Genomic DNA, 25,919 nt, shown 5'->3' on the forward strand with positions numbered 1-25,919 from the left:
CGATGGACATTAAGCCGCATCTCGCTTAACGGCGAACAGGCATCCGGGACAAACCTCCTCCACGGCATTCTCCGAGCAGCTTGCAGCTGGGTCAGCGCTCCCGTTGTCGCTGAAGTAATCTCCGATCGCCGTTCCATCCACTTCCACTACCTGCAGTTCCCGCGTATACAGCCAGGCAATGTTGCCGAGGGAGTCGCTGACAGCGGCAACCGGAATCTCCTGCACCTTCTCAGTTGGAAACAAACTCCCCCCAAGCACGCTTGGCATTACCGCATGAGTTGCGCCAAAGCCGGTTCCTACCAGCACATAAAGGCGGCCGGTTGGTGTATGACGAACGATTGTAGCCACGGATTCATTCCCCCTTTAAAAAGGTAACTCTATTATAGGACGCTATCAGCGCGCTGTTTGTTACATCGGAAAGTATCAACGTCAGCTATTTAGGCATTGGCCCGAGTTTATAACTCAGATTTCTGGATATGAATGTGGAAGTAGAGTGAAAGGAGGTGAGGGAAATGGCGGAAATCAAAATCATGGACGATGGCCCATTGTTCGTTAGCGGAGATGTTACTTTGCTGGACGGCGAAGGTAAGCCTATGGAAACCAAGGAGCAATTCGCACTATGCAGATGCGGCCTGTCGCCGAACAAGCCGTACTGTACCGGCGCGCACCGGGGACAATTTGAGAGTAAAGTAAGGGCATGACATGTCCACTGTGCGCCTGCGTTTGCTTAACCGGTCACATCAAGTAATCAAAATTACATAAGAGTCCACATCTATCGGCCCGATTCGCAGCATTGCGCGAAAAGGGCCGAACTTTGTTTGCATAAAATGTCATTCAATAAAGAAAGCTAATTGAGGTATAAAAAAACCAACCATCCTGTAGGAGGAATTAGAGAGTATGTACAACTTAGTTCAACAGGCCCGCCAATGTCAGCAAGTGCTTCAGCAATTAATGCAACAAACGCAGCAATCCAACCAAGCCTATATGCAAATCCTGCAGCGCGAACAAGAAAATAACGCCATGCTTGCGCAGTTGGCCCAACGTGAAGCCCAAACTGCTCAGATGGTTCAAGCTATGCTGGAGGCGCACGAAGTTGCAATGCAGCGTATGCAGCAGTGCGCTCAAGTTTGTCAGCAGCTGGAGCAAACCGCGCTGCAGGTGGCTAATATCACAATGCAGGGCATCGACCAAGCTCAAGTGCAGCCGGCCAACGCTGGAGTTATGTATCAATAAGAGCGCTTCGGTCACACTCGAGAGGATTGCACGTTCTGTATTCACAGGCGTGCAATCCTTTTTTTTATTCGAACACGCCGACAGTGTCAAACAGCTGCTATAGGGATGCATTGCAGTGTAGGCATATATACTTATAAATTCGGACTATGAAGTATACTATAAAATAAAAATTAGGAAGGGGAGGAGGATAGTGTTACGAAAAACAATGGCTAGAAAAATAATCGCCAGTATCATTTCAACTATTTTATCCACGATTTTCTTGTTATTTTTATTATCTATTGGGGAAGATGATGTAATTGCAGTAAGTGTTGTTATTGCACTTATTGTTTTTGTCGTTACATTATTTTATGGTGTACCCATTTCAATCTTAATTCATCATTTAACTAAGAAATTTCAAGAAACCAGGCGGAGGTTGATTTCTTTGATATATCATCTATTATTTGGTTTTGCATTTGTGTTGATAATAAGTCTAATCGTTTATTTCGATCATTTAGAAAATCTCACCCATTACTGGAATGAAACTCATTTCTATTTTGTAGCTGCAATAGTAGCATCCTTTTTCCTGTGGTTAACTGAGGTAATTATATGTAAATTGGCTGGTAAAAAGCATTAGGGAGACATTCTCCGGGCTATCCCACGTTCGTTCAAGGTACATAACATTTTGGTTTTGGGACATGCTACGCGTTGTAATTACATCCTTTAAGCCCACATTCAGGAGGTTGCTTATGCAAACGCAGCAGCGTTTTTCTGCACACGAATATTTGGAAACTCAGGAGGCGGTCCGCACAAAAGGCGCTCATATCGAGCTGTACGGTCTGCTGTTCTCGATGGCTGAAGACACGCACCTGAAAGATATTTTGTACGACCAACAAAGACGAATGATCGAAAGCTACAATTACGCCATCAACCTGCTGCAGGGGCGCGGTATCAACATGATGGGTCACACGCCGGATCTGCGCATCTATGAGAATCCGCAAGTCGGATTACATCGGCCGCACATACCTGCACCCAACCCGAACGCCACACGGCTATCCGACGGAACTATAGCGCAGGTTGCCTTGAGCTTGCACAAAGCCGGATCCGCGATAGGCATGTATAGGGCGTCCGAGTGCGCGGACCGTGACATTCGTATGTATCATGCGACTTCGGCGAACATGTGCCAGGAAATGGCCTGGGAAATGTTCCAGTATATGAATTACCGCGGCTTCTATCAATCGCCTCAGCTTGCCGACCACACGATGCGGACGATGAACGCCGGAGTACATCAGTCGCAGCAGCAGCACCATTATGAAACAAATTTCGGTCAAATCCACTCATAAAACCAAGAACGGCCAAGGTAGAAACAAAAAACAAAACCTGCGGTCCTTTCATCGCGGAAAGGGCTCGCAGGTTTCTTCATGTTTCATTTATAAAATACGTAGATCGGACCATGCGTTATCCATCGGCAGAGTTGTGCAGCTCATACGCAGTGAGCGGCTCTCCGTTTTTATAATACAGCGAGGGAGTGAGCAGCACGAAAAAAATATGGACCTGATCATAGCCGGCTTCGCGCAGGATATGATGCAGTGCTGCGGCTATCGCATCGTGCGTCTCCTGCTTTCTCGGAAACATCATAATTTGCAGGCTTAGCGGCACTTGAGTAATCGCCTCGCTGGCGATCAGCTCGATTTTCACTTTCTCTCTTTCTATATTCACCAGTTGTGCGAATTCCTGCGTCATGCGTGGAGCAAGCAATCTGAGAGAATCACCCGCGAATCCTGTGAATCGTAAATAAGGCATGATGGTCGTCTCCCTATATGAGATAAATGCGGTGCTGCGGATCAACAAACGTACAGGAGAAGCCGCTGGCATTTGCGTATATGTACATTTTTACATATAATTAGGTTCGTCAAAATAGTACTATGGTTCCGGGCGGATGTCAACGTTAATGCCGGAAGTCGGAGGCGCTATGAATACACTGTCCTATGGTCTGCTGGCTTTACTCTCCGTCAAGCCGCGCACAGGCTATGAGCTGATGCAGCAAATTCAACCTCTGTGGAGGGCCAAGCATAGTCAAATTTATCCGCTGCTGGCTAAGCTGGAACAGCTGGGCTGCGTTCGTTTTGTGCAGGTGACACAAAAGGAAAAGCCTGATAAAAAGATATACTCGATCACCGAGACGGGACTCGCTAAGCTGCGTTCATGGTTACCGGAGCAGGCGGATGAACCGGTGAAACGCGACGAGCTGCTGCTAAAGGCTTATTGTTTGTCGCTCGCTGAGCCGCGGCAGGCCAGACACTTGATAGCGGAGCGCCGTGCTCTGTTTCAGAATCATCTGGCCAAATATAACGCACAGCTCGCCGAACTAAAGCGGGAAACGGGACTATCTGACGGGGAACCCGGTCTGCGGTCGCCATATTTCGGTAATTACATATTGATAAAAAGGGCGATCGCCGGCGCGCAATTGGAGCTGGAATGGTGCTCATGGGTAATGCATATATTGGATGAGGAACAGGGCCAATGCGCTGAACGGCCCGAACCATAATTTCCTCCGCTTCCTCCATATGGAAGTCATCATTTTCGTGTTATAATGACTTCATGCTGTGTTGGTGCTATAGCACTAATTTTCTCGTCCCGAAAGTATACAAGTTTGCGATGAATTGCTTGAATGAAATTTCGAAACTGACCAACGGAGGAACTGTATGCTCGCTCGACCTACTAAGCGAATCGTATGTTTAGGAGAAATATTAATAGATTTTGTTCCGGAGGAAAACGGGCGGCCGCTGTCGCAGGTGCCGGCATTTCAGCGGGCGGCGGGCGGAGCGCCTGCCAATGTCGCGGCGGCCGTGGCCAGACTCGGGGGATCTTCCCGGTTTATCGGGAAGATCGGCCGGGACCCGTTCGGCCGGTATTTGCACGGCACGCTGGAGGATGCCGGCGTGGAGGCAGCGCTGGTCGAGACCGACGCTGCTCGTACCGGTCTCGCTTTTGTATCACTCCGAGAGAACGGCGAGCGCGACTTCTTATTTTACCGCGGGCCTGCTGCGGATATGCTGTTGGAACCCGCGGAGCTGCACGCTGCGTGGCTGGACGATGCGGCCGTGTACCACTTCGGCTCAGTGTCGTTGATCGCCGATCCATGCAGGGCTGCAACATTGGAAGCAGCGCGGAGGGTGAAAGCTGCCGGCGGCCTGATCTCCTATGACCCGAATCTGCGGCCCGCGTTGTGGCCTGATGAAGAAACTATGCGGCGTGTGGTTCTAGAGCACATCGGCTTGGCCGATGTCGTGAAGGTGAGCGAGGAGGAAGCCGCGTTTCTTGCGGGCAAGGAGCCTCCCGAAGCCGTGCAGTATCTGCTCGGGCTCGGCGCGAAGGCTCTGGTAGTAACATTGGGCGAGAACGGGTGCTGCGTATTGACGAGAACGGCGATGACTTCCATACCCGGAGTACGGGTGAAAGCGGTGGATACGACAGGCGCAGGCGACAGCTTCGTTGGTGCTATGCTGCTCAAGCTGGTCGAGCATGGCATCACGGCCGAATCGATTGAATCCGCTCTTACGGATGAGGATACGGTACGTGATATTTTCTCGTTCGCCAATAAAGCCGGTGCGTTCACGACCACCCGTCGGGGTGCGATTCCCGCACTGCCGACATTGGCGGAAATCGAGATGCTGTCTGTGAGATAATCAGCGGTTCTAACTACCCATCCGGTGGTTTGGAATCGCTCTTTTTTATCCTTGAAAAAAGAGGACAAAGCAAGGCGTGTGAACCATCTCGCTTCATCCTCTGGGGCTGGACATCCCTATTACAGACTATGGGATTCCTTTCGTTTTGATGCATAGCATTTGCGGCATACCGGAAGATAGCTTTCATTGCCGCCGATTTGGATTTGTTGGCCCTCAAATACAGGGCGGCCGTCTTCGCATCGCATGTTCATTATTGCTTTTTTGTCACAGAACCAACATATCGTTTTGATCTCCTCAATCTTATCGGCAATCGCGAGCAGATGGTAGCTGCCCTCGAATAACGTCCCCTTGAAATCCGCGCGCAGCCCATAGGCTATCACCGGAATGTCCAAATCGTCCACGATCTCCGTCAGCTGCTGTACCTGCTCCTTATTCAAAAATTGTGCCTCGTCAATCAGGATACAATTGGGCTTCTCAGCTTTCGCAAGCTCGATCATATTTGTCGTATCGTCGATGACAATCGCTTCTTTTTGCATACCAATTCGGGACGCAACCGTCCCAACTCCATAGCGGTCGTCCAGATGAGGCGTGAAAAGGAGAACCTTCTTACCCTGCTCCTCATAGTTATGGGCCGTTCTGAGAACCTCGATGGATTTCCCGCTGTTCATCGTGCCGTAGCGAAAATATAGTTTGGCCAAATGTCTTGCCAGTCCTCTCTGCTGAAAGTATTTATTTATCATAGCACAGGTGTTGAGTTAGAGCATAGGGGATGGCTGGGGCTTGTGCAGCCGACCAGATATCCTCTCCTTTTCCCTATGGCTTAGTTTAGCGGCGGAAGGCATAGAACAGCTTTCTGTCGAACTTTTCGGGAAATTATATGCGGTGTTGGGAAATGATCTATACCGGTCGCGGTAGTTTCGGTGACCTGCAGCAGGGTTAGGCATCCGGATGATGTAATCCTCTTAGCACATCTGACGTGATAAATAGATTCTATTAGATGAGCGAAAAACTAACATATGATGTTAAATAAGTGGCCTTTTGCGGCAAAACTCCATTGATCGTTCAGGTATCAGATGTTAATATAAGACATATTATTTGTAAAATGTGCTTGCTAAAAATGTCGCAATTTTCTGGAGATTCGGGTGAAAGTGTGTTTTTGTCTAGGACGGGAGACTCTTTTTACTGCCTGACGCCGCGACCAAATCTCAGTTAATAACACTGGTACAAATTATTACATGGGAGAAAGGTTGTACAACATGAACAGAAATGGACTTCCAGTTAAGCAGGGTCTCTACGATCCACAGTTTGAGCATGATGCATGCGGTATCGGGTTTGTTGCTAACATTAAGGGAACTCCTTCCCGCGAAATAGTCGGTCAAGCGTTGAAGGTTCTGTGCAATCTGGATCACCGCGGCGGTCAGGGTGCTGAGAGCAGCACTGGGGACGGAGCAGGCATCCTGCTGCAAATTCCACATAGTTTCTTCCAAGCTGAATGTGCCGAGGCCGGCATTCAACTGCCTGAACCCGGCAAGTATGGCGTCGGCATGCTGTTTCTGCCGCAGGACGCAGAAGCGCGCGCTGCCTGTGAGCGAATCGTTGAGGGACATATTAAGGAAACCGGACAGCAGCTTCTTGGCTGGAGAACGGTGCCGACCGATAACTCCTCGTTAGGCGAGTCTGCAGTGGCTTCTGAGCCCTTTGCGCGGCAAATTTTTATCGGCGCTAATGTCGACGGGCAGGATGAATTGGCATTTGAGCGCAAGCTGTACGTGATACGTAAATTGACGGAAAATTCGGTCCGCGCTCTGGATAATGGAAAGGGCTTTTATGTCGCAAGCTTATCCAGCCGTACCATTGTGTATAAAGGGATGTTGACCCCGGCACAGGTTGACAGCTACTATATGGAGCTGACAAACCCAGCGTTTACAACGGCGATGGCGCTTGTCCATTCCCGCTTCAGCACCAACACGTTCCCAAGCTGGGAGCGCGCTCATCCATACCGTTATATGATTCACAACGGGGAGATCAATACACTGCGCGGTAACGTGAACTGGATGCATGCCCGTGAGGCGATGATCGACAGCGACTTGTTCGGGGGCGATGTCAAAAAGATTTTGCCGATCATCGATACGGCGGGGTCCGACTCCCAAATGTTTGACAATACGCTGGAATTCTTGATGCTGTCGGGACGTTCCCTGCCGCATGCGGCGATGATGATGATTCCGGAGCCATGGTCCAAGCACCAAACGATGAGCGATGACAAGAAAGCATTTTACGAATACCACAGCACATTGATGGAGCCATGGGACGGCCCAGCGGCAATCTCATTCACAGATGGCAGAATGATCGGCGCCGTGTTGGATCGTAACGGTTTGCGTCCGGCGCGCTATTATGTGACGAACGACGACTTGATCGTGCTTGCCTCTGAGGTAGGCGTCTTGGATATCGCTCCTGAACGCATTCTCCGCAAAGAGCGCCTGCAGCCCGGACGCATGCTTCTCGTAGATACCGTGCAAGGGCGAATCGTCTCGGATGAGGAGATCAAGAGCGCAATCGTTAATGAGAAGCCTTACCGTGAGTGGCTGAACCGGCACTTGATTTCGCTTGAGGACCTGCCGGAAGCGGCAGAAGTACCGGCTGCAGGTGAGTCGGTACAGCAGATGCAGCAGGCGTTCGGGTACACATCCGAAAATCTGCGCCGGATTATCGAGCCTATGGCCAAAACAGGTGTCGACCCGATTGGCTCCATGGGCTATGACGCGCCGCTCGCCGTGCTCTCGGATAGACCGCAGCTGTTGTACAGCTATTTCAAACAGCTGTTCGCGCAGGTGACGAACCCGCCGATCGACGCGAATTTTGAAGAGATCATTACAGCACAGGGGACCACGTTAGGACCTGAGCGGAATTTGATCAAGCCGGAGCCGGAGAGCTGCCGTCAGATTCGGTTGGCGACACCTATTCTGACCAATGCGGAGCTGGCACAGCTGCGTGAGATTAAGCGCGAGGGCTTCAGTACCGTAACACTGCCTATTCTCTTTAATCCGGCTGAGGGAGCAGAAGCATTGGAACGGTCGATGGATGAGCTGTATGCTGCGGCGGATGAGGCTATTGCCGGCGGCGCTACGATAATTATTTTGTCCGACCGTGGCGTAGACGCGGAGCATGCCGCTATTCCTGCGCTGTTGGCCGTGTCCGGTTTGCATCATCACCTGATTCGCGAGGGCACACGTACGAAGGTAGGGCTGCTGCTTGAATCCGGCGAGCCGCGTGAGGTGCATCATTTTGCTCTGCTGCTCGGCTATGGTGTGAGTGCGGTCAATCCATACCTGTCGTTGGATACGCTTGAAAATCTCGTTCGCAGCAATAAATTGAAAGACATCACCAGTGAGAAGGCCGTGTACAACTACATCAAAGCGGCCACCAAGGGTGTCGTAAAAGTGTTGGCCAAAATGGGTATTTCTACCATCCAAAGCTATCGTGGAGCCCAAATTTTTGAAGCGGTGGGTCTTGATCAATCCGTCATCGACAAATATTTCACTTGGACATACACGCCGGTTGGTGGCATAAAAGTTGACATCATCGCGCAAGAAGCTATCATGCGGCATAAGCGGGCGTTCCTCGAGAACCAGGGTCTGGACACCGGCGGTGAGCTGCAGTGGCGTAAAAATGCTGAAGAGCACATGTATAATCCGGAAACGATCCACGCGCTGCAGAGCGCGGTGAGAAACAATGACTATGAAATGTACAAGAAATTCGTGAAATTGGTGCAAAAAGAAAATGAACAATATATGGTGCTGCGTTCTTTGTTTTCATTTAAATCCGGACGCGCTCCGATTTCGATCGACGAGGTAGAGCCGGTCGAGTCATTATTCAAACGGTTTAAGACAGGCGCTATGTCGTTCGGATCGATTTCCAAGGAAGTGCATGAGGATATCGCAATCGCGATGAACCGAATCGGCGGTAAATCCAACACCGGAGAAGGCGGCGAGCATCCGGACCGGTTCACACCGGACGAAAACGGGGACCTGCGGCGCAGCGCGATCAAGCAGGTTGCATCCGGCCGGTTTGGCGTGACCAGCTATTATCTGGTGAATGCTGATGAAATACAGATTAAAATGGCACAAGGTGCGAAGCCGGGTGAAGGCGGCCAGCTGCCGGGCACCAAAGTATACCCGTGGGTTGCCGAGGTTCGGGGCGTCACACCGGGCGTAGGCCTGATCTCACCTCCTCCGCATCATGATATTTACTCAATCGAGGACTTGGCCGAACTGATCCACGATCTGAAGAATGCTAATCCGCGCGCTCGCATCAGTGTGAAGCTCGTTTCTGAGGTGGGCGTAGGTACCATTGCCGCTGGTGTGGCCAAAGGTAAAGCGGATGTCATCTTGATTTCCGGGTATGACGGAGGAACGGGTGCGGCGGCACAGACAAGTATCCGTCACGCTGGGCTGCCTTGGGAGCTGGGTCTCGCGGAAACGCAGCAAACCTTGCTGTTGAATAACTTGAGAAGCCGGGTGACGGTGGAAACGGACGGCAAAATGATGACCGGCCGTGACGTCGTCATCGCAGCGCTGCTCGGGGCCGAAGAGTACGGCTTTGCGACAACGCCATTGATCGCGTTAGGCTGTATCATGATGAGGGTATGTCAACTCGACACTTGCCCGGTGGGAGTGGCCACACAGAATCCGGATCTGCGCAAAAAGTACGTGGGAGACCCGCAGCATCTCGTCAATTTCATGCACTTCGTTGCTCAAGATGCGCGTGAGTTGATGGCGGAGCTCGGTTTCCGCACCATAGAGGAACTGGTAGGGCACACCGAGTATCTGGAAATGACACAAGCGGTAGAGCATTGGAAAGCCAAGGGCATTGACCTGTCGCCGCTGCTGCACAAGCCGGATGTAGGCGAAGACGTGGGCAGCTTCTGTTCGGAACGGCAGGATCACGGACTTGAGAAATCTCTGGATATGACTCAGCTTCTTGAAATCTGTAAGCCTGCGTTTGAAAGAAAAGAGCACGTCCATGCTGTTCTGCAGATTCAGAACGTCAATCGGGTTGTCGGCACGATCCTCGGCAGCGAGGTGACGAGCCGCTATGGAATGGAGGGCCTGCCGCATGATACGATTCGTATTCATTTTAACGGATCGGCGGGTCAGAGCTTCGGTGCATTCATACCAAAAGGGATCACGTTATCCTTGGAAGGCGACGCCAATGACTATGTGGGCAAAGGCTTGTCAGGCGGAAAGCTGGCGATTTTCCCGCCAAGTCAGAGCTCCTTTAAGGCAGAGAAAAACATCATTATCGGCAATGTCGCATTGTATGGGGCAACCGACGGTGAGGCGTACATCCGCGGTATTGCGTGCGAGCGTTTTGCCGTGCGGAACTCAGGCGTGCGTGCGGTAGTCGAAGGCGTGGGCGACCATGGCTGCGAATACATGACAGGCGGGCGCGTGGTTATACTCGGACCGACAGGCCGCAACTTTGCGGCCGGTATGTCGGGGGGAATCGCTTATGTACTGGATGAGCAGAGTACCTTTAAGGACAACTGCAATCAAGACATGGTGCTGCTGGAACCGATCGAAGAGACGTACGAAGCCGCAGAACTGCGTACTATGATCCAGTGGCATGAAACCTTCACAGGCAGTGAGGTCGCTGACCGCGTTCTCAAAAACTGGGGGGAATACGTGTGGAAATTCGTCAAGGTGATACCAAAGGATTACAAACGTATGTTCGAGGCCATCGAGCGTGTGAAACGTTCCGGCTTAAGCCAACAGGAAGCGATGTTGGTCGCATTCGAAGAAAATACGAAAGATGTGTCCCGCGTCAGCGGTAACTAATAGCACGTTTTTCGTCTTTAAAGGGATACAGCATGAGCATCATGTTGTGTCCCTTTTTTTCATCAATGTCCGTCATTATAGGTCATTCGTGCGGTTCTCCAGCGCTGGTGTATTTGCTATACTGGGTATGACATTTTTTCAGATCAAACGTTGGTTTTGCACTTCAGGAGGTGTGGAATGGTGAAAACAGAGGAAGAAAAATTGCTAGCCGTACTTTCGCACGTTTTATGCTTCGTAGCTCCTATTATCGCTCCGCTCGTTATTTGGCTGTTGAAGAAGGACCAATCGTGGTATGTAGGAGAGCACGCGAAGGAGTCGCTTAATTTTCAAATTTCCCTAGCGATCTACTGCTTTATATCAAGCTTATTGTCCATCATCTTGATCGGCTTCGTTCTTATAATTGCGCTTAGCATATTTGGGTTGATTGTGGTCATTGTGGCCGCCGTCAGAGCCTACAAGGGCGAGATATACCGTTATCCGCTGTCCATCCGCTTGATAAAGTAGTAACAGCATTGGCGCGCCCTGCGGGTTTCTTGCCTGGGATTTTTTTGAAATATTTCAGTTATATGTGTTTCAATTTGTCGGAATTGCGGTAATAGTGTAATGATTCAATTTATGGGGGTAGAGAGGTAGTTTTTTATTGTATGAAATGTTAAAGTTTAGAAAATCTATCAACTTACCCTCTTTTAATCGGATGCATGTGCGAATATTTGTACCAAACCAAGTTTTACCGAAATCTGGAGGGATGGAAATAATGGCTTTTTTACGTGATACACTAACATCCGACAAGCATCTCGATGACAACTGGGTCCAACTGATGATAGCAGCACGCGACATCGGTCTAACGAAGGAAGAAGTCCGGATTTTCATTCAATAAGTACAAAAACAAGACAATAATCACACCAGTCATACATAAAATTTTTTGTCACAATGATAACGCTCTCAAACGTTATTTTTTTTATATTTTAGTGCCCTAAATGCAAATTTTTTGTTAAAATATAGGGAGAGACGTCAGACCGCAAAAAAGGGGTAACTACCATGATAGGCAAACGTGTGAAGCAAATGCGAATTCAAAAGGGACTCACGCTAACGGAATTAGCTGAAAAGGCCGGGGTAGCAAAGTCCTATTTAAGTTCCATTGAGCGGGACATTCAATCGAATCCGTCCATTCATTTCCTTGAAAAGGTTTGTGCTGTTCTGGACGTGCCTCTTGAATCTTTTTTGCAGAGTAAAAACACTCGTTATCAGCAGTTGGATGAGGAATGGGTGGAATTGGTTCAGGAAGCTATGCAATCCGGGATCAGCAAGGAGCAGTTTTTAGAGTTTTTGCAGTATAACAAATGGCGGAAAGACCAATTACATAGATAGCCCCAGAAACACAATTAAAGCCTGCCGACCTATTGGTCAGCAGGCTTCTTTAATTGATGGAAAGTTTCTTTCATCATGTCATAGCTTTGTTTAGTTCGTTCTCCATACTGTACTTTGTCCCAGGCCTTCCAGCGATAAATAGGGAGCTTAGTGACCGGGTATGTGGCCGAATCCTGATTGCCCAGACCGATGACACTGTTGTCCGAACGCTGAACGATCCAGGGCACCAATCGGATTCCTTCTGTCGTTTGCGCGAACAGCTTACCCTCCTTCTGGCCGTAACCGATAACCTGCAATGAGCTCGGATCAGAGAAACCTAACAGCATCCAGGGAATTCTCAGCTCAAGCGTTTGCCCTTGCATCTGCCACATCGCGAGGGAATTGAATTCAGGTGACTCGGGGTTGGTGGTACCTCGGGCAAGCTTTCCGGCAGAAACCTCTTCAAACGGATAATATTTCTTGGCGTCCGGTGGAGTTAGCTCCAGCCCGACCGCCAGCATCCAAGGATCGAACTTGCCGGAGTCATCGCTGAATTGCTGCGCGGTCACCGGCAGCATGCCGTACTGCTTGCCATACAGCCGTGTGTGCAGATTGTAATTGGAAGCGATCTTCAGCTCAGCCTCGGATTGCTTGCCAAGCTCAAACACCGTTTCCAAGCCCTCGTCCAATTGTTTGCTGCCGAGCTCCTTACCGTGTTTATTGCCTCCGGGCAGAGTATCTACTCCCATGTACAGTATTTCCTTTGCCGGATCAAACGGTTTTTCCAGTTCAGCATGTATATACACGTATGCCTCATCGTGAGTCATGGTGATCTCTTTCCAGCCCGGCAACGCCTGGAGTGTCTGTTTTTCGTCCTTTTTCAACGATGTCCAATCGCTCGCATCACCGTCAATAATCAGTCGGTTTTCCTTACCGGCCATCTCGGCGATTACTCCGAAGTGCTGCTCGTTGGTAAGCACGTTATGCCACAGCTTGCGGCGATTTTGCGGGATTTCGAAGTGCATCGTGTTCCACGTGCGTTTGAACCATTCGTCCTGCCATGAAAAAACGATCGCACCGGCCAAGCCTTCATTGTAGATATCGTTGGTCAGAGATGCATTGATTAGGCCTTGGTTTTTCTCATTGTGTCCGCCTTGATGTCTACCCATCGATCCCAGATGTGCCACACCGAGCGAGGAAGGAACACCGTATTCGCTGATCAGCACCGGAATACCGGCATGGTGAGCTTTTAGCTCGCGCAGATAGCTTCTATATATGTTCGGGGTTCCGTCGGCTTCCTTCACATCGTGAAGCGTCTCATCCAGCCGGAAGAAATCAGGATAGTAAGGATACGCGTGGAAGGATGCATAATATCCGGCTGACCAGTTATGGACCTGCAGATGGGTGGCGTCCACGCTCACTGCATCTTCGAGCACGAGGACTTCACCAGGGTGGCTCAGCGGATCTGTTGTGACCCAGTTGGTGAACGCCAGCGGGTGCTGCCATCCAAACTGCACTTCGTCCTTGGCTAGATGGTCAAGCATTTCCGCCAGCCAATTTTCAAAAGGTGTTGCGCCCGGCTTTACAGATACGTAGGTGCCTTCGAAGCCGGTCCTGTCTTGATGCTTTGCGTTGGTGGACTTCACCATCTGCGGATCCCATTCCGTGCCGATATGCCACCCGACCAGATACGGACCTGCGTTATGCCGATAGCTTCCGCTAGCTTTGCCATATTCCGCGGGGATATCAGCCGTGCCATACACGGCCGCTACTGCGTTTAATATCTCCTTCTGGAACTTGTTGTATATATCATCGAGATACGCATCCCGCTTTTGAATGAGATCCTCTTCAGGGGACCACACGCCTTGAATAAAGTATAATGGTTGGTCTTCGTGCTGTTGGTTATACTCCACCAGAGCTTCGTAGAACACCGGTTGAAGAATCGTGTAGACACGAATTGTGTTGGCACCCATATCTTGAATCATTTTAAACCATTGCTGGTAGTGCTCCTTAGTGATGGGCAGCTGGCCCGGATCATAGCCGGGCAGTGCAGCGCCCAGATTGACACCTTTAATGAAAAATGGGGCCCATTCCCCGTTGTCGTAGATTTCCAGATGATCTGCCTGAGTGCGAAACTTGACCTTCAAACCATCGGCGGATCGCACGGATTCGACTTTCTGGGCCGGCCAATAGTGCCATATAATGAGGCCGCTTATGAAAAGCAAAGCTAGACGGAGCAGCCATGTGGCCGCTGGTGTTGTCCGGGTCATGGTCGTGCGCTCCTTCGGTTCAGAATCAGATAATGCTATGCGAGCAGCCGACGTATCCGCGCTTCCAGCTCAACGGGCGAGAACGGCTTTTTCACCACATCGGATACTCCCAAATCGAAACATTTGCTGACTTCATGCTCCAGGCCGAGGTCGGTCAGTACCATGATTTTGCAGTGATTTCTCAGCTCCTTCGACTGTTGGATCCGGTGGATCAATTGATAGCCGTCAAGCGCCGGTAGGGTCAGTTCCGTAATGACGATATCGGGTGGCGTTTCATTGATCAGATTCAGCCCCTCACGGCCGTCTTGTGCAGGGCGTACGTCATAACCCTGATGGCCGAGCCGGGCCTGCATAAAGTCGAGCAGATCGGTGTTTTGGTCGATCATGACGATCGAGGGTGCCTCATTGACATTAGCTTGCCGGCTGTACACGCTGATGTCTTGACCGGCTGAATCAGGCTCGCCCATCACCAGTGTAAGAAACTCGGCCATCGTTGCCTCACTAGGTTCAGCGCTCTCGGGGAACCCCGCAACGCCCATTTTGCCGGTTAAAAGCTCCGCGCCCTGCAAGTAATCTTTAACTGATAACGACAGGAAATGCGCGTAAGCAAGAGTTTGTCCGGGCAACAGTATTACCAACGCTTTTTCCCATTCCTCGTAGCTTGATATAGCCGTCATGCTTGCATTTTCCATACCAAGGCGTGTTTCGAGATCTTGGAGCTCCACAGGGCCCATTTTGTGGACCTGTGCGATGATTACTCCGCACTCGGTGCATGCAGGGGCTTGCAGCAAATTCTGCACCTGTTGATTCAGACGGTTGGACAGATTGCTTTGGACCTTGGTTGGCGTCTTCATTTTCGCAAACACACTCCTTCAGATCTAAATTGATGTTTCTACCCTATACCGCATGAGCTTTCGTCGAATTGCTCTGAGTGGTTTTTTCAGATGGGTTTGGCTTTTCGTCTTCCCAGCTGCGGCGCACCATGTTGCCCCAGCTGTTGTTTTTGCGCAGATAGTCTATGTGACCCTGCAGCTTCCACAGGGCGTTCAACTGATCGTACCATAGGCCCATCAGCATCGAGTAGCCGATCATTCTCAGCACGTCCCGGGAACTCATCTTTTGACGGAACGCTATGTGCTCGATGATCAGCGCACCTGCGGTGAATACCAGCCCAATGAGCAAGTTTATCAATAGAAATGCAAGCAGTACTGGTAATTGGGTCATATCAAGAACGACATACGCGATGAGGGCGGCCAGGCCGGAGAGCTTGATATAGGGGCTTAAAGTTTCATAAATAAGTGTGTAGGGCATAGCAAGCCAGCCTATGATCTTGTATCTGGGAATGAACATCATCGCTTTGAAGTGGATAATATTCCACAGGTTTCCGCGAATCCAACGTCGGCGCTGCGTGCCGAGAACCGCTAACGTGTCGGGTGCTTGCGTCCAGCACACCGCGTCAGGGCAGAAAAGAATGCGGTAAGGCAGATTGTTTTGCAGCATGTAGCGGTGCAGCTTCATCACGATATTCATATCCTCGCCGGGACAATCCGCTTCGTAGCCGCCGACACGGATCAAGTAATCCTTACGGAAGAGACCGAAGGCGCCGGATACGATCAAGAGGCCGTTCATGGAACTCCAGCCGATCCTTCCGCCCAGAAAGGCCCTCATGTACTCAACATACTGCATTGCGGGCAAGAGCTTGGATGACAAGCGCACCGAGGTGACACGGCCGTCGCGGACCGAACTGCCGTTAGCGATACGCACGTTGCCTCCGACAGCGATATGCTGTTCGGGATTTTCCATGTATACTTTGACAAGGCGGATCAGCGCGTCCTTCTCCAACACGGAATCCGCATCAATGGTGGAGATGAGCGGATACTTCGCCACGTTGATACCTGCATTGAGTGCGTCCGCTTTACCGCCGTTGTCTTTATCGACAACGACCAGTTTCGGGTACTGAGGGTTCGTGTAAATAGCCTTTAAAGGCTTGGACTCCACCAAATTCCGGGATGCGGATAGCCGGGAGGGCGTGAGTCCGAATTCGTCCAACAGCACCTGGAGCGTGCGATCTTTGGAGCCATCGTTCACCACGACGACTTCATACACCGGGAATTCCAGGGCCATTAAAGAACGTACGCTTTCGATGATGGTTAGCTCTTCGTTGTAGGAAGGTACCAAGATGGAAACGGGCGGCACATATTCCGACCCCGCCAATTCCCGAAACCGGGCATACGAGGAGCTTTTGATTTGGGCGATCATTCCCTGCGAAGACATGGCCAGCACAACGAAATAAAATAAGCTGGACACTACGATCAAGCAGGTCGCGACATACCCGTAGTCAAGTAAAAAATGTCTCATCGTGAACTCCTTTCTACGAGCTGATGGGGAGCATCTTAACGGGATGGCTGGCATATGGTTCGTTGAAGATGGTTTCGTACATGTGGGATAACTCATTGAAGTGCAGAATATGCCGAAAATCCCGGGATGCTAGCACGGCAGCGCGTTCCAGCTCGTCATGGATAGCATCCCATGCTGTGTCACGGGACTGTGCATTGTTTGCGCCGCTTGCCGCCTCGCACAGCACCCGGAAGCCATCCAAGCCCAATTGGGCCAAGCTCTTTGCGCTGTAGTGCCTTACCCACCAGCTGTCATCCGATAGGCCGCGCTTCAACGCATCCGTAAATACAGGCAGCTTTTGAAGGCCTGCTGTTTTAATCGCCGCTGCCCGGATTTCCCAATCCGGGTGATAGATCAATCCCTCAATGCGTTTCTGAGGCATTAGATGGGTATACTCAAGAAGTTGTTTGGATGCTTTGATACGGACTTCTTTGTGCTCGGATGAGGCCAGCCTTTCCAATACCGGGAACAATGCAGACTCGCTGCGGCCGGATACGCCGATCAGAGCAATGTTTATCAATTCCGCATCGTTCGACTGAAGTAAGTCAAGGTACACATGTGTCGGATCTAATGCAGAGGACGCTATGATATCCGCGATGAGCTGATGGCTCTGCGGGTGGTGTTTTGCCAGACGGAGTGCAAGACGGCGCAGCTCGCCATGCTCCGAGGCGCACTTGGCGGCGGCACGGGCGACCACGAACGCGGTGGAGCCCTCGGCTTCCTGCTCAAGCAGATTGATCAGCTCACCCGTGCATTCCGGCGCGCGCATGATCCCCAGATGGTAGGCTGCGTCAATTCGGTCCCAATGTCGTTTGCTGGCCAACCGCTCGCGTTCGAGCTCCACAAGTCCCATGTCCCTGCACAGCTTGGTCAGTTTACCGCGATGAGCTCCTTCAATAGTTTCGATCCATTCCAGCAGCTTCTTCTGTATGGCCTTCAGCTCCGCTTCAGCGAGCGGGCCGGGAGGGGGCAAAAGAGCCCCCGGGCCGTCTATGTTAATACTGAGGTATGCAAAGTAATCTTGATGCTTGTCCAAATAAAATGCGGTATCCTCTTCCAGCTTGCGGCTCTGTGCCCGAAGGATGTACAAAGTGGACAACCCTCCGACGATGAGCACTCCTATTACGATGACCACATATAAGGCCGATTCCAATGATTCTAATGGGTCTGACATACGGTCTCGTCTCCTCTCACACGTCTGATTATTCGACTGTGACGCTCTTCGCCAGATTTCTTGGCTTGTCCACATCATTTCCGCGTGCCAGCGCAGCGTAGTATGCAAGCAGCTGCAGAGGGACAACGGAGAGCGTTGATGTGAGCAAAGCGTCTGTGCGAGGAATATAAATGACCTCATCGGCGGTCTTCGCCATTTCCATGTTACCTTCTAAGGCCACGCCGATGACATACGCTCCGCGTGCTTTGACTTCCTTGATGTTGCTGATTGTCTTTTCCAGCAGAGCTTCCTGTGTAGCGATCGCTATCACCGGAGTGCCATCCTCAATAAGTGCTAGCGAGCCGTGCTTCAGTTCCCCGGCAGCGTACGCTTCGGAGTGAATATAGGAAATTTCTTTCAGCTTCAAAGAAGCTTCCATAGCTACCATGTAATCCAGTCCGCGACCGATGAAGAACAGGTGATTACGATCCGCCAATTCACCGGCGATACGCTGAATGGTTCTAGTATCTTCCAGCATGCCTTCTACTTGCTCCGGCAGCTTTTCCATGGTGGACAGCAGTTCCATGCGAGTCATAGCATCCATGGTGTTCAAGCTTTGCGATACATAGATAGCGAACAAATATAGTGCAATCAGCTGCGAGGTGTAGGCTTTTGTCGAAGCTACGGCGATTTCCGGCCCTGCCATAGTGTACAGTACGTCATCAGCTTCTCTTGCTACCGAACTTCCGACAACGTTCGTGACCGCCATCACGCGCGCTCCGCACAGCTTAGCTTCCCTCATGGCTGCCAATGTATCGGCTGTTTCACCGGATTGGCTGACCGCGATGACCAATGTGTTCTCACGGATAACCGGCTGACGGTAACGGTATTCGGACGCTACATCAATTTCAACCGGAATGCGGGTCATTCTCTCAATGACGGCCTTTCCTACCAGCGCGGCGTGGTATGCCGTACCGCACGCCACCATTTGGATTTGCTGAATCTGGTGAATATCTTCTAATGTCATGTTGAGCTCCGGCAGTACGACACCCTTCGTTTCCTTGTCGATACGTCCCAACATGGTGTCGCGGTAAGCGCGGGGCTGCTCAGCGATCTCTTTTTGCATGAAATGATCATAGCCGTCTTTCTCCGCACGCATAACGTCCCAATCTATGCGAAGCAGCTGTTTGGCGATGAAGTTGCCCTCCAAAGTCATTAGCTCAACTTTATCGCGGGTCAGCACAGCCATCTCACCGTCACTGAGGATATACACATCACGTGTATGTTCCAGAATTGCAGGAATGTCAGAACCGATGAAGTTCTCGCCTTCACCGACGCCGATAATCAACGGGCTGGCCCATCTCACGGCGATCAGCTTGTCCGGCTCGTGCTCTGACAAGACGGCAATTGCGAACGCGCCTTTGATTCGACTGACAGCTTTTTGCACAGCCTTAACTAGGTCGTTCTGGTAGTAATGCGCGATGAGGTGGGAGATAACCTCGGTGTCAGTTTCCGACAAAAAGTTATAACCAAGCTGCTCCAACTCTTCCTTCAATTGCATATGATTTTCAATAATACCGTTATGAACTACCGATATTTTCATGCTTTGATCCGCATGAGGATGCGAATTCTCGTCCGACGGCTTCCCGTGTGTTGCCCAGCGTGTGTGCCCAATTCCCGCGAAGCCTTCAAGCGGTTGAAGCTCCAGCTTGTTTTCCAGCTCGCGTATTCTTCCTTTGGCTTTGCTTATGTGCAGGCCTTCTCCTGTATGTACGGCCACACCCGCTGAATCATATCCTCTGTACTCAAGCTTCTTTAAACCTTCTACTAAAATCTGCTGGGAGCTGCGCTTCCCGATATATCCGACAATACCACACATGAAATTGTATCCTCCTCGTTGGTGTTTTTACTGGTAATGCTCACAACGCCCCTGATGCAAGTATGTTATAACGAACGTTATCGAAAGTATAGCGCAAATGATAGTAAATTAGAAATCCATTAATCGTGATTTTTTCGTTTTAACGAATATTTTCTGGACAATTCCTCTGTAATTCTCCATAAAACGACGTAATATTGTTCTTTATAACGTATTGCTCTTTCGTTTATAATGAATCGACAACAGGTGGTATCATCTGTAAACCCCTCAAGTAAAGGAGCGTCATAATGGCACAATCCAAAGCCGAAATCAAGCTTAAAGAGGGTGTGAGCAGACCTTTTTTAAGCTCGTACTTCATGCTAATGCGTCCCAGACAATGGACCAAAAATCTGCTGGTGTTCGCAGCTTTGATCTTTTCTATCCGTGATGCAGACCTTTCCATGCTCGGACAAGCTGTCATCGGGTTCATTCTCTTCTGCCTCGTATCGAGCTGCGTATACGTGTTGAACGATTACGTGGATCGGGAAAAAGACCGTATGCATCCTGAAAAAAGAAACCGGCCGCTGGCATCGGGTGCGCTCCATCCGCAAACTGCCCTCGGATTCAGCTTTGTCCTGCTGGCTGTATGCCTGCTGCTTGCTTTCCGTTTTCAACTTGTATTTGGTTTTGTACTACTGTTCTATTTTTGCTTGAATGTAGCGTATTCGTTTCGGTTAAAGCATGTCGTCATTATTGACTTGCTGATTATCGCGGCAGGCTTCGTGCTTCGTGCGGTAGGAGGCGGCCTTGTGATCGGCGTTCCGCTTACCCCGTGGTTCATCATATGTACTCTGCTGCTGGCGTTGTTTCTCGCAATCGGTAAACGCAGGCATGAGCTGTACTTGTTGCAAGGAGACAAAGGCGCACATCGCAAGGTGCTCGAGTTTTACTCAATGGACTTGCTGAATCAGATGACTGCTATCGTCACAACGGCAACTATTATGAGTTACGCGTTGTTTACATTTAATTCGGGTCACACCATTCACTTGATGTGGACGCTGATTTTCGTGCTGTACGGCATATTCCGGTACCTGTATCTGGTTCACATGGAAGGCAAGGGCGGACGACCCGAGAAGCTGCTGTTGGAGGACAAGCATATCCTGATGACGGTAGTGCTGTATGGGTTCTCGGTCGCGGTCATTTTGCTTTACTTTGATAAATAGAGAGACGAAAAAGGGGGGCCCTAACATGAAGTACATATGGTTGATTGCCTCGATTGCGCTGGGCGCAGCGGGGCAGGTACTTATGAAGTGGGGTATCGAGTCGTTAAAAACCGGCGATGCGTCTGCGGCGATCGGTGCTAAGCTGCTGACCGCTTGGCCGGTCGTGGCCGGGCTCGCCAGTTACGGGTTGAGTTCTGTCTTTTGGCTTCTGGCCTTAAGGCGGTTTCCGCTCAGTACGGCTTATCCGATGGTAAGCTTGAGCTATATTTTGGTCATGGTGCTGAGCTTTTATTTATTTCAGGAAACGATTTCTATTCAAAAATGGGCAGGAGCAGTCGTGATTTGCGCCGGCGTGCTGCTGATTGCCCGGTCGTGAGGGAAGGGGGGATTGTATGAACGCTACTATAAATCTTTTGTATCCCGCCTTACCTTTCATCGCTTGGGTTTGTTCCGGTGCATTAAAATATCTGATCAACCGGCTGCGCTTTGGAGATCAAGCCCGTGAGCATATCGGCAATGGCGGCTTCCCCAGCACACACACCTCCGTTATCTCTTCAATTACGATGCTGATAGGATTTGAGCATGGCTTTGGAACGCCCTTATTTGGGTTGGCGGTTGCGATCACTTACGTTGTCATGATCGATGCAGTTGGACTCCGCCGCGCGGTGGGGGAAAGTGCGAAGTGGGTCAACAGGTTGGCCCAGGAATCCACCGCAGTGGCTGAACAAGTAAAGCTGCGGGAGAAGCAGGGGCATACGCGTCCTGAAGTGCTCGGTGGATTGGCGCTCGGAACGCTGTTGGCCTGGGGTGCCTCAGCTGTGCTATGACTCGTTTCATGGGCCTGATTCATCTAAGGTACTGCGGCGGCAGCCGCTTGGTGAATAAATTAAGTATCGAGGAGAGGCGTTAGGAGATGAGAAATCGACTGTCTGCATTTAGTTTAGTAACAGGCTTAACTTTGTTAGCTTTTATCGCAGGGGCTTTGATAGTACCTGCCTTGTTGTTTTTCGTAAAAATACCGATGACGCCGTTTCATATTGTGCTGGTCGTCGCGGTCGCAGCCGGAACGGGATGGCTTGCGGTAAAGACCATTAATGCGGAGCGCCCGGGACGTCTTTTTGCCGAAGCGATAATCGCTTCATCCGTGCTGTTTGCAGCGTTCTTCTGGTTGAGCGGCATGTTTTACGACTTATCCTACGATGGTCAAGCATACCACCAAGAGTCGATCATTTATTTGAACGAAGGTTGGAATCCGGTGTATGACGAACCGCTGGAAGTACCTACCGGACATTCCAAGTGGGTGAACCACTATGCCCGTGCCGGCGAGATGGCGGCGGCGGTGATATACACAGCGACCGGTTTAATAGAGCATAGTAAGGTGTTCAACTTGTTGGCGATAGCAGCGTCCTTTTTGCTCAGTTTAGCTGCGCTGCTCACGCTGAAGCCAGGAAAAACATGGAGAGCTGTCATGGTAGCTGCACTCCTTGCTCTTAATCCCGTGAGTATCTATCAAATGTTCAGTTACTACGTGGATGGATTGCTGGCCTCCATGCTGCTGTGCATGGTCGCTCTTGCCTGCCTCATCTTTGCGAGGCCGGGATGGCTGCTGTTATCGGCATTTAGTGCGGCGATGATTTTTGTGATCAATATCAAATTTACCGCTATCGCCTATGCGGGTGTAATCACCATAGGGCTGCTCATCGCACTCTACATGAGCGAGCAGTTCGACCGGTTGAAGCAGTTGTTTAAGATCGCTGCGGTTGGCAGCTTGGCCGCTGTGCTGTTGGTCGGTTTTAACCCTTACGTCACCAACACGGTAACGCAAGGTAATCCTCTGTATCCCTTGGCCGGTGAAGGCAAAGTCGATGTCGTGAAAAACTTTACTCCCCGGAATTTGGAGACGATGAACCGTCTGGATCAGGTGGTGCATTCGTACTTCGCTGCCACTACGGGAAACAGTACGGAAAAGAAACCTACCGTTTTCAAGCTTCCTTTTACATTTTCCAAAAACGAACTGGCAGCATACGGAGAGCCGGATGTCGCAGTGTCCGGGTTCGGGCCTTTATTCGGCGGGGTACTTCTGCTATCGCTAGTGGTGCTTGTGTTAGCGTTCCGTGTCAGGGCCGGAGCGACAATGGCAGCGCTGGGTGTCATGGTCGTGCTGGCTATATCGGTGCTTGTGAATCCGGCGTCGTGGTGGGCCCGGTACGTGCCACAGCTGTGGTTCATTCCGCTGCTTTGCCTGTGGCTTGGCTTTAGCTTGAAAGGCAATCGCGCGATGACTGGCGTCAGCTGGGTTTTGGCCGGAGTCATCGCCGTTAACACGCTGCTTGTAGGCACCTCGTACACTTCCACCCAGTGGAAGTGGACTCAGACGCTTCGTACGCAGTTGGCGGAACTCCAGACCGTGTCAGCTTCCGGGCCGATACCGGCAGAGTTCACTTACAGCTGGTCCAACCAGAAGCGGTTCGAGCAGTGGGGCATTGCATTTAAGGAACAAACTCCACTGGAATGCAGCGGCCAGCAGGAGAAAATGACGTTAATGAAATCAGGCACGTCCGTGTGCGTACAGAAGCAGTGAGGAAACCAATGGAGGGAGACCCAGCTAGTCATGGATAAAAAGACAAAGATTCGGATAGGACTCGGGGCTCTAGGCTTAATTGTGATATGCGCTGCCCTTTGGATATTTGTTGTGCCTAACTTTGGGACGGACGCGAGCAAAAGTCAAGCGGCTACCGTCATCACCCAGCCGATTCAGGTCGATCAGGACATCAAGCGGATCGCGGCGGTGCAGGATGGACATCTGGCGGTTTATGACGGTACGCAATGGAAACAGCAGTTTTGGTCAGGCGTCAATTTGGGGGCGACCACTCCAGGCCATGCGCCTGGGGAGCTCAGCCCTGCGAAGGAAGACTACTTGCGCTGGTTCAAGCAGATGAAAGACATGAATGTCAGCGTAGTACGGGTTTACACGATTTTGCCGCCATTTTTCTATGAGGCTTTGGCGGAGTTCAACAGCGGCCAGCAGAAGCCGCTTTACATAATGCAGGGAATTTGGTCGCCGGAGGAACAATTGCAGGCAGGCGAATCTGCCCAAGATGCCATGTCCGAGGACGCTGTGGAGGCGTTCCAGACGGAAATTAAGGACGCCGTGAACGCAATCCACGGTGACTTAAAGCGGGGAGAGAAGCCCGGCCGTGCTTCAGGCAAATACACCACCGACGTGTCCGCGTATTTGCTCGGATGGGTGGTCGGTACAGAGTGGGATCCTCACGTGGTAAAAGTAACAAACGATGCCCATCCGGGTATGCAGCCGCACAAGGGCACTTACTTTGAGTCCAAGGAGGGAGCCGCACCGTTCGAAAACTGGCTGGCGCAAATGCTTGACACATTGGCGCAGGAGGAGATGAAATATGGCTGGCAGCACCCGGTGTCCTTTACCAACTGGGTGACGACGGATCCACTTACGCATCCGAACGAGCCTTCCGAGAACGAAGATATGGTCTCGGTAGATCCGATGAACGTAGCTCCTACGGATAAATGGACGGCGGGCTATTTTGCGTCATACCATGTGTACCCTTATTATCCCGATTTCCTCAAGTATGAGGAGAAGTATCAGATATATAAGGATGCGAAGGGTCAAATCAATCCATATGCCGGCTATCTGAATGATCTGCGTGCTCATCACAAGGGAATCCCGGTTATTGTGGCGGAATACGGTGTACCGAGCTCACGCGGTATGGCGCATTACGGGCCTTTGAACCGAAATCAGGGCATGCATGCCGAAGCGGAACAGGGTAAGATCAATACAGAATTACACGAAAGTATTTACGATGAAAAATATGACGGGGCGATACTGTTCGCCTGGCATGATGAGTGGTTTAAGATCACTTGGAACACCATGGACCTTGAGCTGCCTGCGGACAGGCGTCCGATGTGGCGCAATATGCTCACCAATGAAGAACATTTTGGCGTTGTATCGATGGAACCGGGCAAATCGCCGGATGATCAAATCATGCTGGACGGCAAAACGGATGACTGGGACCGTCAGAAGGATACGGTCACACAGATGTATCCTGGCTACAGCCTCACAACCTCGCACGATGAAGCGTATGTACACTTGCTGTTGAAAAAACAGGATGGCTCGAATTGGAACGTCGGACAGGACAATATTAGTATCGGTTTCGACACCCTCGACGGAGGAAGCCAAACAGCGGACAAGACTCCGGGAGTAACCTATAGTGCCGGACAGGAGTTTGTTCTGTCGCTCAAAGGTGACAAGGATTCTGACATTTACGTCAACAGCGCGTATGATCATTTCACTTGGTTGAATGGGCACCGTAAAAAGTTCATACCGTGGCAGCCCGAGCTCGGCCAAGACGGCAATGGCAAGTTTTTGCCATGGATGCTGGCTGTCAGCCGGGAGCTAAAATTACCGGCAACCAAACAAACGATACCGTTTGACAGTCTGGAAGCTGGTAAGCTGATGAGAGGAATAACCGATCCGGCGCACCCTGAGTTCAACAATTTAGCTGATTGGTATGCGGACGGATCCGTCATAGAAATCCGCCTGCCATGGATGCTTCTCGGATTTACCGATCCCAGCCAAGCGCACGTTTGGAGTTACCCTTACGGAAAACAGGCTGTAGAAACGGAAGAAGCGGACGGTATCCGCATTGAGCCGCATTTGCAGGCGAGCAGCACTTCCGGTGCCGCGAGCGCACCGGCTTCGGCAGCTGTCGAGCCGCTGAACTACGAATGGGATCACTGGGATGAGGTCGATTATCATGAGCGGCTCAAGCAAAGCTACCACGTGATCAAGGAAGCTTTCGGAAATACCCGGCCGCCAAAAAGTTAAACTAACGCGAGAGAGAATAAACGTATCGTCCGGCTAGGCGCCGGACATGCAAAAGCAGGTTGAACTCCCGGCATCATATATTGG

Annotated in this window: 23 protein-coding genes; 15 read left to right on the plus strand and 8 right to left on the minus strand. The window is 50.9% G+C overall.

The features are described from left to right. Nucleotides 1–9: 9 nt before the first annotated feature. Complete coding sequence (locus tag CBW46_RS17845) at nucleotides 10–348, minus strand: hypothetical protein (protein ID WP_089201326.1); 339 nt, start codon at nucleotides 346–348, stop codon at nucleotides 10–12. A 164-nt stretch (nucleotides 349–512) separates the two neighbouring features. Here CBW46_RS17845 and CBW46_RS17850 point away from each other — a divergent pair, with 164 nt between their 5' ends. The 4 genes from CBW46_RS17850 to CBW46_RS17865 all read left to right on the plus strand — a co-directional run bounded on the left by CBW46_RS17850 (nucleotide 513) and on the right by CBW46_RS17865 (nucleotide 2,552). After that, nucleotides 513–701 (plus strand): CDGSH iron-sulfur domain-containing protein, encoded by a 189-nt coding sequence (locus CBW46_RS17850; protein WP_089201327.1) that lies wholly within the window; start codon nucleotides 513–515, stop codon nucleotides 699–701. A 196-nt stretch (nucleotides 702–897) separates the two neighbouring features. After that, a complete protein-coding gene (locus CBW46_RS17855; protein ID WP_089201328.1) occupies nucleotides 898–1,233 on the plus strand; it encodes a hypothetical protein in 336 nt (111 codons plus the stop codon). Between the two features lie 190 nt (nucleotides 1,234–1,423). Beyond that, the gene (locus CBW46_RS17860; protein ID WP_133254012.1) at nucleotides 1,424–1,846 is read left to right on the plus strand and encodes a hypothetical protein; all 423 of its coding nucleotides are present in this window, start codon (nucleotides 1,424–1,426) and stop codon (nucleotides 1,844–1,846) included. A gap of 112 nt (nucleotides 1,847–1,958) precedes the next feature. Then, nucleotides 1,959–2,552, plus strand: a complete 594-nt coding sequence (locus CBW46_RS17865; protein ID WP_089201330.1) for a spore coat protein — start codon at nucleotides 1,959–1,961, stop codon at nucleotides 2,550–2,552. 115 nt (nucleotides 2,553–2,667) lie between these two features. On the opposite strand, the gene CBW46_RS17870 is transcribed toward CBW46_RS17865, so the two are convergent. Further along, nucleotides 2,668–3,012, minus strand: a complete 345-nt coding sequence (locus CBW46_RS17870; RefSeq protein ID WP_089201331.1) for a DUF1904 family protein — start codon at nucleotides 3,010–3,012, stop codon at nucleotides 2,668–2,670. A gap of 148 nt (nucleotides 3,013–3,160) precedes the next feature. Here CBW46_RS17870 and CBW46_RS17875 point away from each other — a divergent pair, with 148 nt between their 5' ends. Together CBW46_RS17875 and CBW46_RS17880 are read left to right on the plus strand one after the other, a co-directional pair. Then, on the plus strand, nucleotides 3,161–3,757 hold the full coding sequence (locus tag CBW46_RS17875; RefSeq protein WP_243633384.1) for a PadR family transcriptional regulator: 597 nt from the start codon (nucleotides 3,161–3,163) through the stop codon (nucleotides 3,755–3,757). Between the two features lie 157 nt (nucleotides 3,758–3,914). Then, the gene (locus CBW46_RS17880) at nucleotides 3,915–4,898 is read left to right on the plus strand and encodes a PfkB family carbohydrate kinase (protein WP_089201332.1); all 984 of its coding nucleotides are present in this window, start codon (nucleotides 3,915–3,917) and stop codon (nucleotides 4,896–4,898) included. Between the two features lie 119 nt (nucleotides 4,899–5,017). On the opposite strand, the gene CBW46_RS17885 is transcribed toward CBW46_RS17880, so the two are convergent. Continuing rightward, the gene (locus CBW46_RS17885) at nucleotides 5,018–5,596 is read right to left on the minus strand and encodes a thymidine kinase (protein WP_089201333.1); all 579 of its coding nucleotides are present in this window, start codon (nucleotides 5,594–5,596) and stop codon (nucleotides 5,018–5,020) included. A 558-nt stretch (nucleotides 5,597–6,154) separates the two neighbouring features. Between CBW46_RS17885 and gltB the strand changes: the two genes are divergently transcribed. From gltB to CBW46_RS17905, 4 genes are all read left to right on the plus strand, one after another. Continuing rightward, nucleotides 6,155–10,732, plus strand: a complete 4,578-nt coding sequence (gene gltB / locus CBW46_RS17890) for a glutamate synthase large subunit (RefSeq protein WP_089201334.1) — start codon at nucleotides 6,155–6,157, stop codon at nucleotides 10,730–10,732. Nucleotides 10,733–10,909: 177 nt separating this feature from the next. After that, nucleotides 10,910–11,236, plus strand: a complete 327-nt coding sequence (locus CBW46_RS17895; RefSeq protein WP_089201335.1) for a DUF4870 domain-containing protein — start codon at nucleotides 10,910–10,912, stop codon at nucleotides 11,234–11,236. A 250-nt stretch (nucleotides 11,237–11,486) separates the two neighbouring features. Beyond that, nucleotides 11,487–11,609: an anti-repressor SinI family protein gene (locus CBW46_RS17900; protein ID WP_111361090.1), complete on the plus strand. Its 123-nt coding sequence runs from the start codon at nucleotides 11,487–11,489 to the stop codon at nucleotides 11,607–11,609. Nucleotides 11,610–11,770: 161 nt separating this feature from the next. Then, nucleotides 11,771–12,100: a helix-turn-helix domain-containing protein gene (locus CBW46_RS17905; RefSeq protein ID WP_089201337.1), complete on the plus strand. Its 330-nt coding sequence runs from the start codon at nucleotides 11,771–11,773 to the stop codon at nucleotides 12,098–12,100. Nucleotides 12,101–12,129: 29 nt separating this feature from the next. On the opposite strand, the gene CBW46_RS17910 is transcribed toward CBW46_RS17905, so the two are convergent. From CBW46_RS17910 to glmS, 5 genes are read right to left on the minus strand one after another with little or no spacing between them, the layout of a single operon-like run. Further along, a complete protein-coding gene (locus CBW46_RS17910) occupies nucleotides 12,130–14,349 on the minus strand; it encodes a hypothetical protein (protein WP_089201338.1) in 2,220 nt (739 codons plus the stop codon). Nucleotides 14,350–14,384: 35 nt separating this feature from the next. Beyond that, nucleotides 14,385–15,203: a response regulator transcription factor gene (locus CBW46_RS17915; protein ID WP_089201339.1), complete on the minus strand. Its 819-nt coding sequence runs from the start codon at nucleotides 15,201–15,203 to the stop codon at nucleotides 14,385–14,387. A 43-nt stretch (nucleotides 15,204–15,246) separates the two neighbouring features. Continuing rightward, a complete protein-coding gene (locus tag CBW46_RS17920; RefSeq protein WP_089201340.1) occupies nucleotides 15,247–16,707 on the minus strand; it encodes a glycosyltransferase family 2 protein in 1,461 nt (486 codons plus the stop codon). A 13-nt stretch (nucleotides 16,708–16,720) separates the two neighbouring features. Then, the gene (locus CBW46_RS17925; protein ID WP_165842369.1) at nucleotides 16,721–17,920 is read right to left on the minus strand and encodes a HEAT repeat domain-containing protein; all 1,200 of its coding nucleotides are present in this window, start codon (nucleotides 17,918–17,920) and stop codon (nucleotides 16,721–16,723) included. 28 nt (nucleotides 17,921–17,948) lie between these two features. Continuing rightward, nucleotides 17,949–19,778 carry a glutamine--fructose-6-phosphate transaminase (isomerizing) gene (gene glmS / locus CBW46_RS17930; protein ID WP_089201342.1) on the minus strand — a complete coding sequence of 610 codons (1,830 nt, stop codon included), beginning with the start codon at nucleotides 19,776–19,778 and terminating at the stop codon, nucleotides 17,949–17,951. Between the two features lie 353 nt (nucleotides 19,779–20,131). On the opposite strand from glmS, the gene CBW46_RS17935 reads away from it, so the two are divergent. The 5 genes from CBW46_RS17935 (at nucleotide 20,132) to CBW46_RS17955 (ending at nucleotide 25,835) form a co-directional block, all read left to right on the plus strand. After that, complete coding sequence (locus CBW46_RS17935) at nucleotides 20,132–20,977, plus strand: decaprenyl-phosphate phosphoribosyltransferase (protein WP_243633386.1); 846 nt, start codon at nucleotides 20,132–20,134, stop codon at nucleotides 20,975–20,977. A 25-nt stretch (nucleotides 20,978–21,002) separates the two neighbouring features. Next, on the plus strand, nucleotides 21,003–21,353 hold the full coding sequence (locus tag CBW46_RS17940; protein WP_165842370.1) for an EamA family transporter: 351 nt from the start codon (nucleotides 21,003–21,005) through the stop codon (nucleotides 21,351–21,353). Nucleotides 21,354–21,369: 16 nt separating this feature from the next. Beyond that, nucleotides 21,370–21,804 carry a divergent PAP2 family protein gene (locus tag CBW46_RS17945; protein ID WP_089201344.1) on the plus strand — a complete coding sequence of 145 codons (435 nt, stop codon included), beginning with the start codon at nucleotides 21,370–21,372 and terminating at the stop codon, nucleotides 21,802–21,804. Nucleotides 21,805–21,890: 86 nt separating this feature from the next. Next, nucleotides 21,891–23,558, plus strand: a complete 1,668-nt coding sequence (locus CBW46_RS17950; protein ID WP_089201345.1) for a hypothetical protein — start codon at nucleotides 21,891–21,893, stop codon at nucleotides 23,556–23,558. 30 nt (nucleotides 23,559–23,588) lie between these two features. Continuing rightward, entirely contained in the window at nucleotides 23,589–25,835 is a 2,247-nt protein-coding gene (locus CBW46_RS17955) for a hypothetical protein (protein ID WP_089201346.1), read from the plus strand. The last annotated feature ends 84 nt before the right edge of the window (nucleotides 25,836–25,919 follow it).

It is taken from the genome of Paenibacillus xerothermodurans, from assembly GCF_002220865.2.
In the GTDB taxonomy this organism is placed as follows: Bacteria; Bacillota; Bacilli; order Paenibacillales; family NBRC-103111; genus Paenibacillus_S; species Paenibacillus_S xerothermodurans.

What these genes read in the sequence shown, in the direction of transcription:
- CBW46_RS17865 (WP_089201330.1), top strand. Translation starts at nt 1,959, where the DNA reads ATGCAAACGCAGCAGCGTTTTTCTGCACACGAATATTTGGAAACTCAG.
- CBW46_RS17940 (WP_165842370.1), top strand. Translation starts at nt 21,003, where the DNA reads ATGAAGTACATATGGTTGATTGCCTCGATTGCGCTGGGCGCAGCGGGG.
- CBW46_RS17950 (WP_089201345.1), top strand. Translation starts at nt 21,891, where the DNA reads ATGAGAAATCGACTGTCTGCATTTAGTTTAGTAACAGGCTTAACTTTG.
- CBW46_RS17870 (WP_089201331.1), bottom strand. Translation starts at nt 3,012, where the DNA reads ATGCCTTATTTACGATTCACAGGATTCGCGGGTGATTCTCTCAGATTG.
- CBW46_RS17945 (WP_089201344.1), top strand. Translation starts at nt 21,370, where the DNA reads ATGAACGCTACTATAAATCTTTTGTATCCCGCCTTACCTTTCATCGCT.
- CBW46_RS17955 (WP_089201346.1), top strand. Translation starts at nt 23,589, where the DNA reads ATGGATAAAAAGACAAAGATTCGGATAGGACTCGGGGCTCTAGGCTTA.
- CBW46_RS17895 (WP_089201335.1), top strand. Translation starts at nt 10,910, where the DNA reads ATGGTGAAAACAGAGGAAGAAAAATTGCTAGCCGTACTTTCGCACGTT.
- CBW46_RS17920 (WP_089201340.1), bottom strand. Translation starts at nt 16,707, where the DNA reads ATGAGACATTTTTTACTTGACTACGGGTATGTCGCGACCTGCTTGATC.
- CBW46_RS17935 (WP_243633386.1), top strand. Translation starts at nt 20,132, where the DNA reads ATGCTAATGCGTCCCAGACAATGGACCAAAAATCTGCTGGTGTTCGCA.
- CBW46_RS17855 (WP_089201328.1), top strand. Translation starts at nt 898, where the DNA reads ATGTACAACTTAGTTCAACAGGCCCGCCAATGTCAGCAAGTGCTTCAG.
- CBW46_RS17850 (WP_089201327.1), top strand. Translation starts at nt 513, where the DNA reads ATGGCGGAAATCAAAATCATGGACGATGGCCCATTGTTCGTTAGCGGA.
- CBW46_RS17925 (WP_165842369.1), bottom strand. Translation starts at nt 17,920, where the DNA reads ATGTCAGACCCATTAGAATCATTGGAATCGGCCTTATATGTGGTCATC.
- CBW46_RS17915 (WP_089201339.1), bottom strand. Translation starts at nt 15,203, where the DNA reads ATGAAGACGCCAACCAAGGTCCAAAGCAATCTGTCCAACCGTCTGAAT.
- CBW46_RS17875 (WP_243633384.1), top strand. Translation starts at nt 3,161, where the DNA reads ATGCCGGAAGTCGGAGGCGCTATGAATACACTGTCCTATGGTCTGCTG.
- CBW46_RS17905 (WP_089201337.1), top strand. Translation starts at nt 11,771, where the DNA reads ATGATAGGCAAACGTGTGAAGCAAATGCGAATTCAAAAGGGACTCACG.
- glmS (WP_089201342.1), bottom strand. Translation starts at nt 19,778, where the DNA reads ATGTGTGGTATTGTCGGATATATCGGGAAGCGCAGCTCCCAGCAGATT.
- CBW46_RS17910 (WP_089201338.1), bottom strand. Translation starts at nt 14,349, where the DNA reads ATGACCCGGACAACACCAGCGGCCACATGGCTGCTCCGTCTAGCTTTG.
- CBW46_RS17900 (WP_111361090.1), top strand. Translation starts at nt 11,487, where the DNA reads ATGGCTTTTTTACGTGATACACTAACATCCGACAAGCATCTCGATGAC.
- gltB (WP_089201334.1), top strand. Translation starts at nt 6,155, where the DNA reads ATGAACAGAAATGGACTTCCAGTTAAGCAGGGTCTCTACGATCCACAG.
- CBW46_RS17880 (WP_089201332.1), top strand. Translation starts at nt 3,915, where the DNA reads ATGCTCGCTCGACCTACTAAGCGAATCGTATGTTTAGGAGAAATATTA.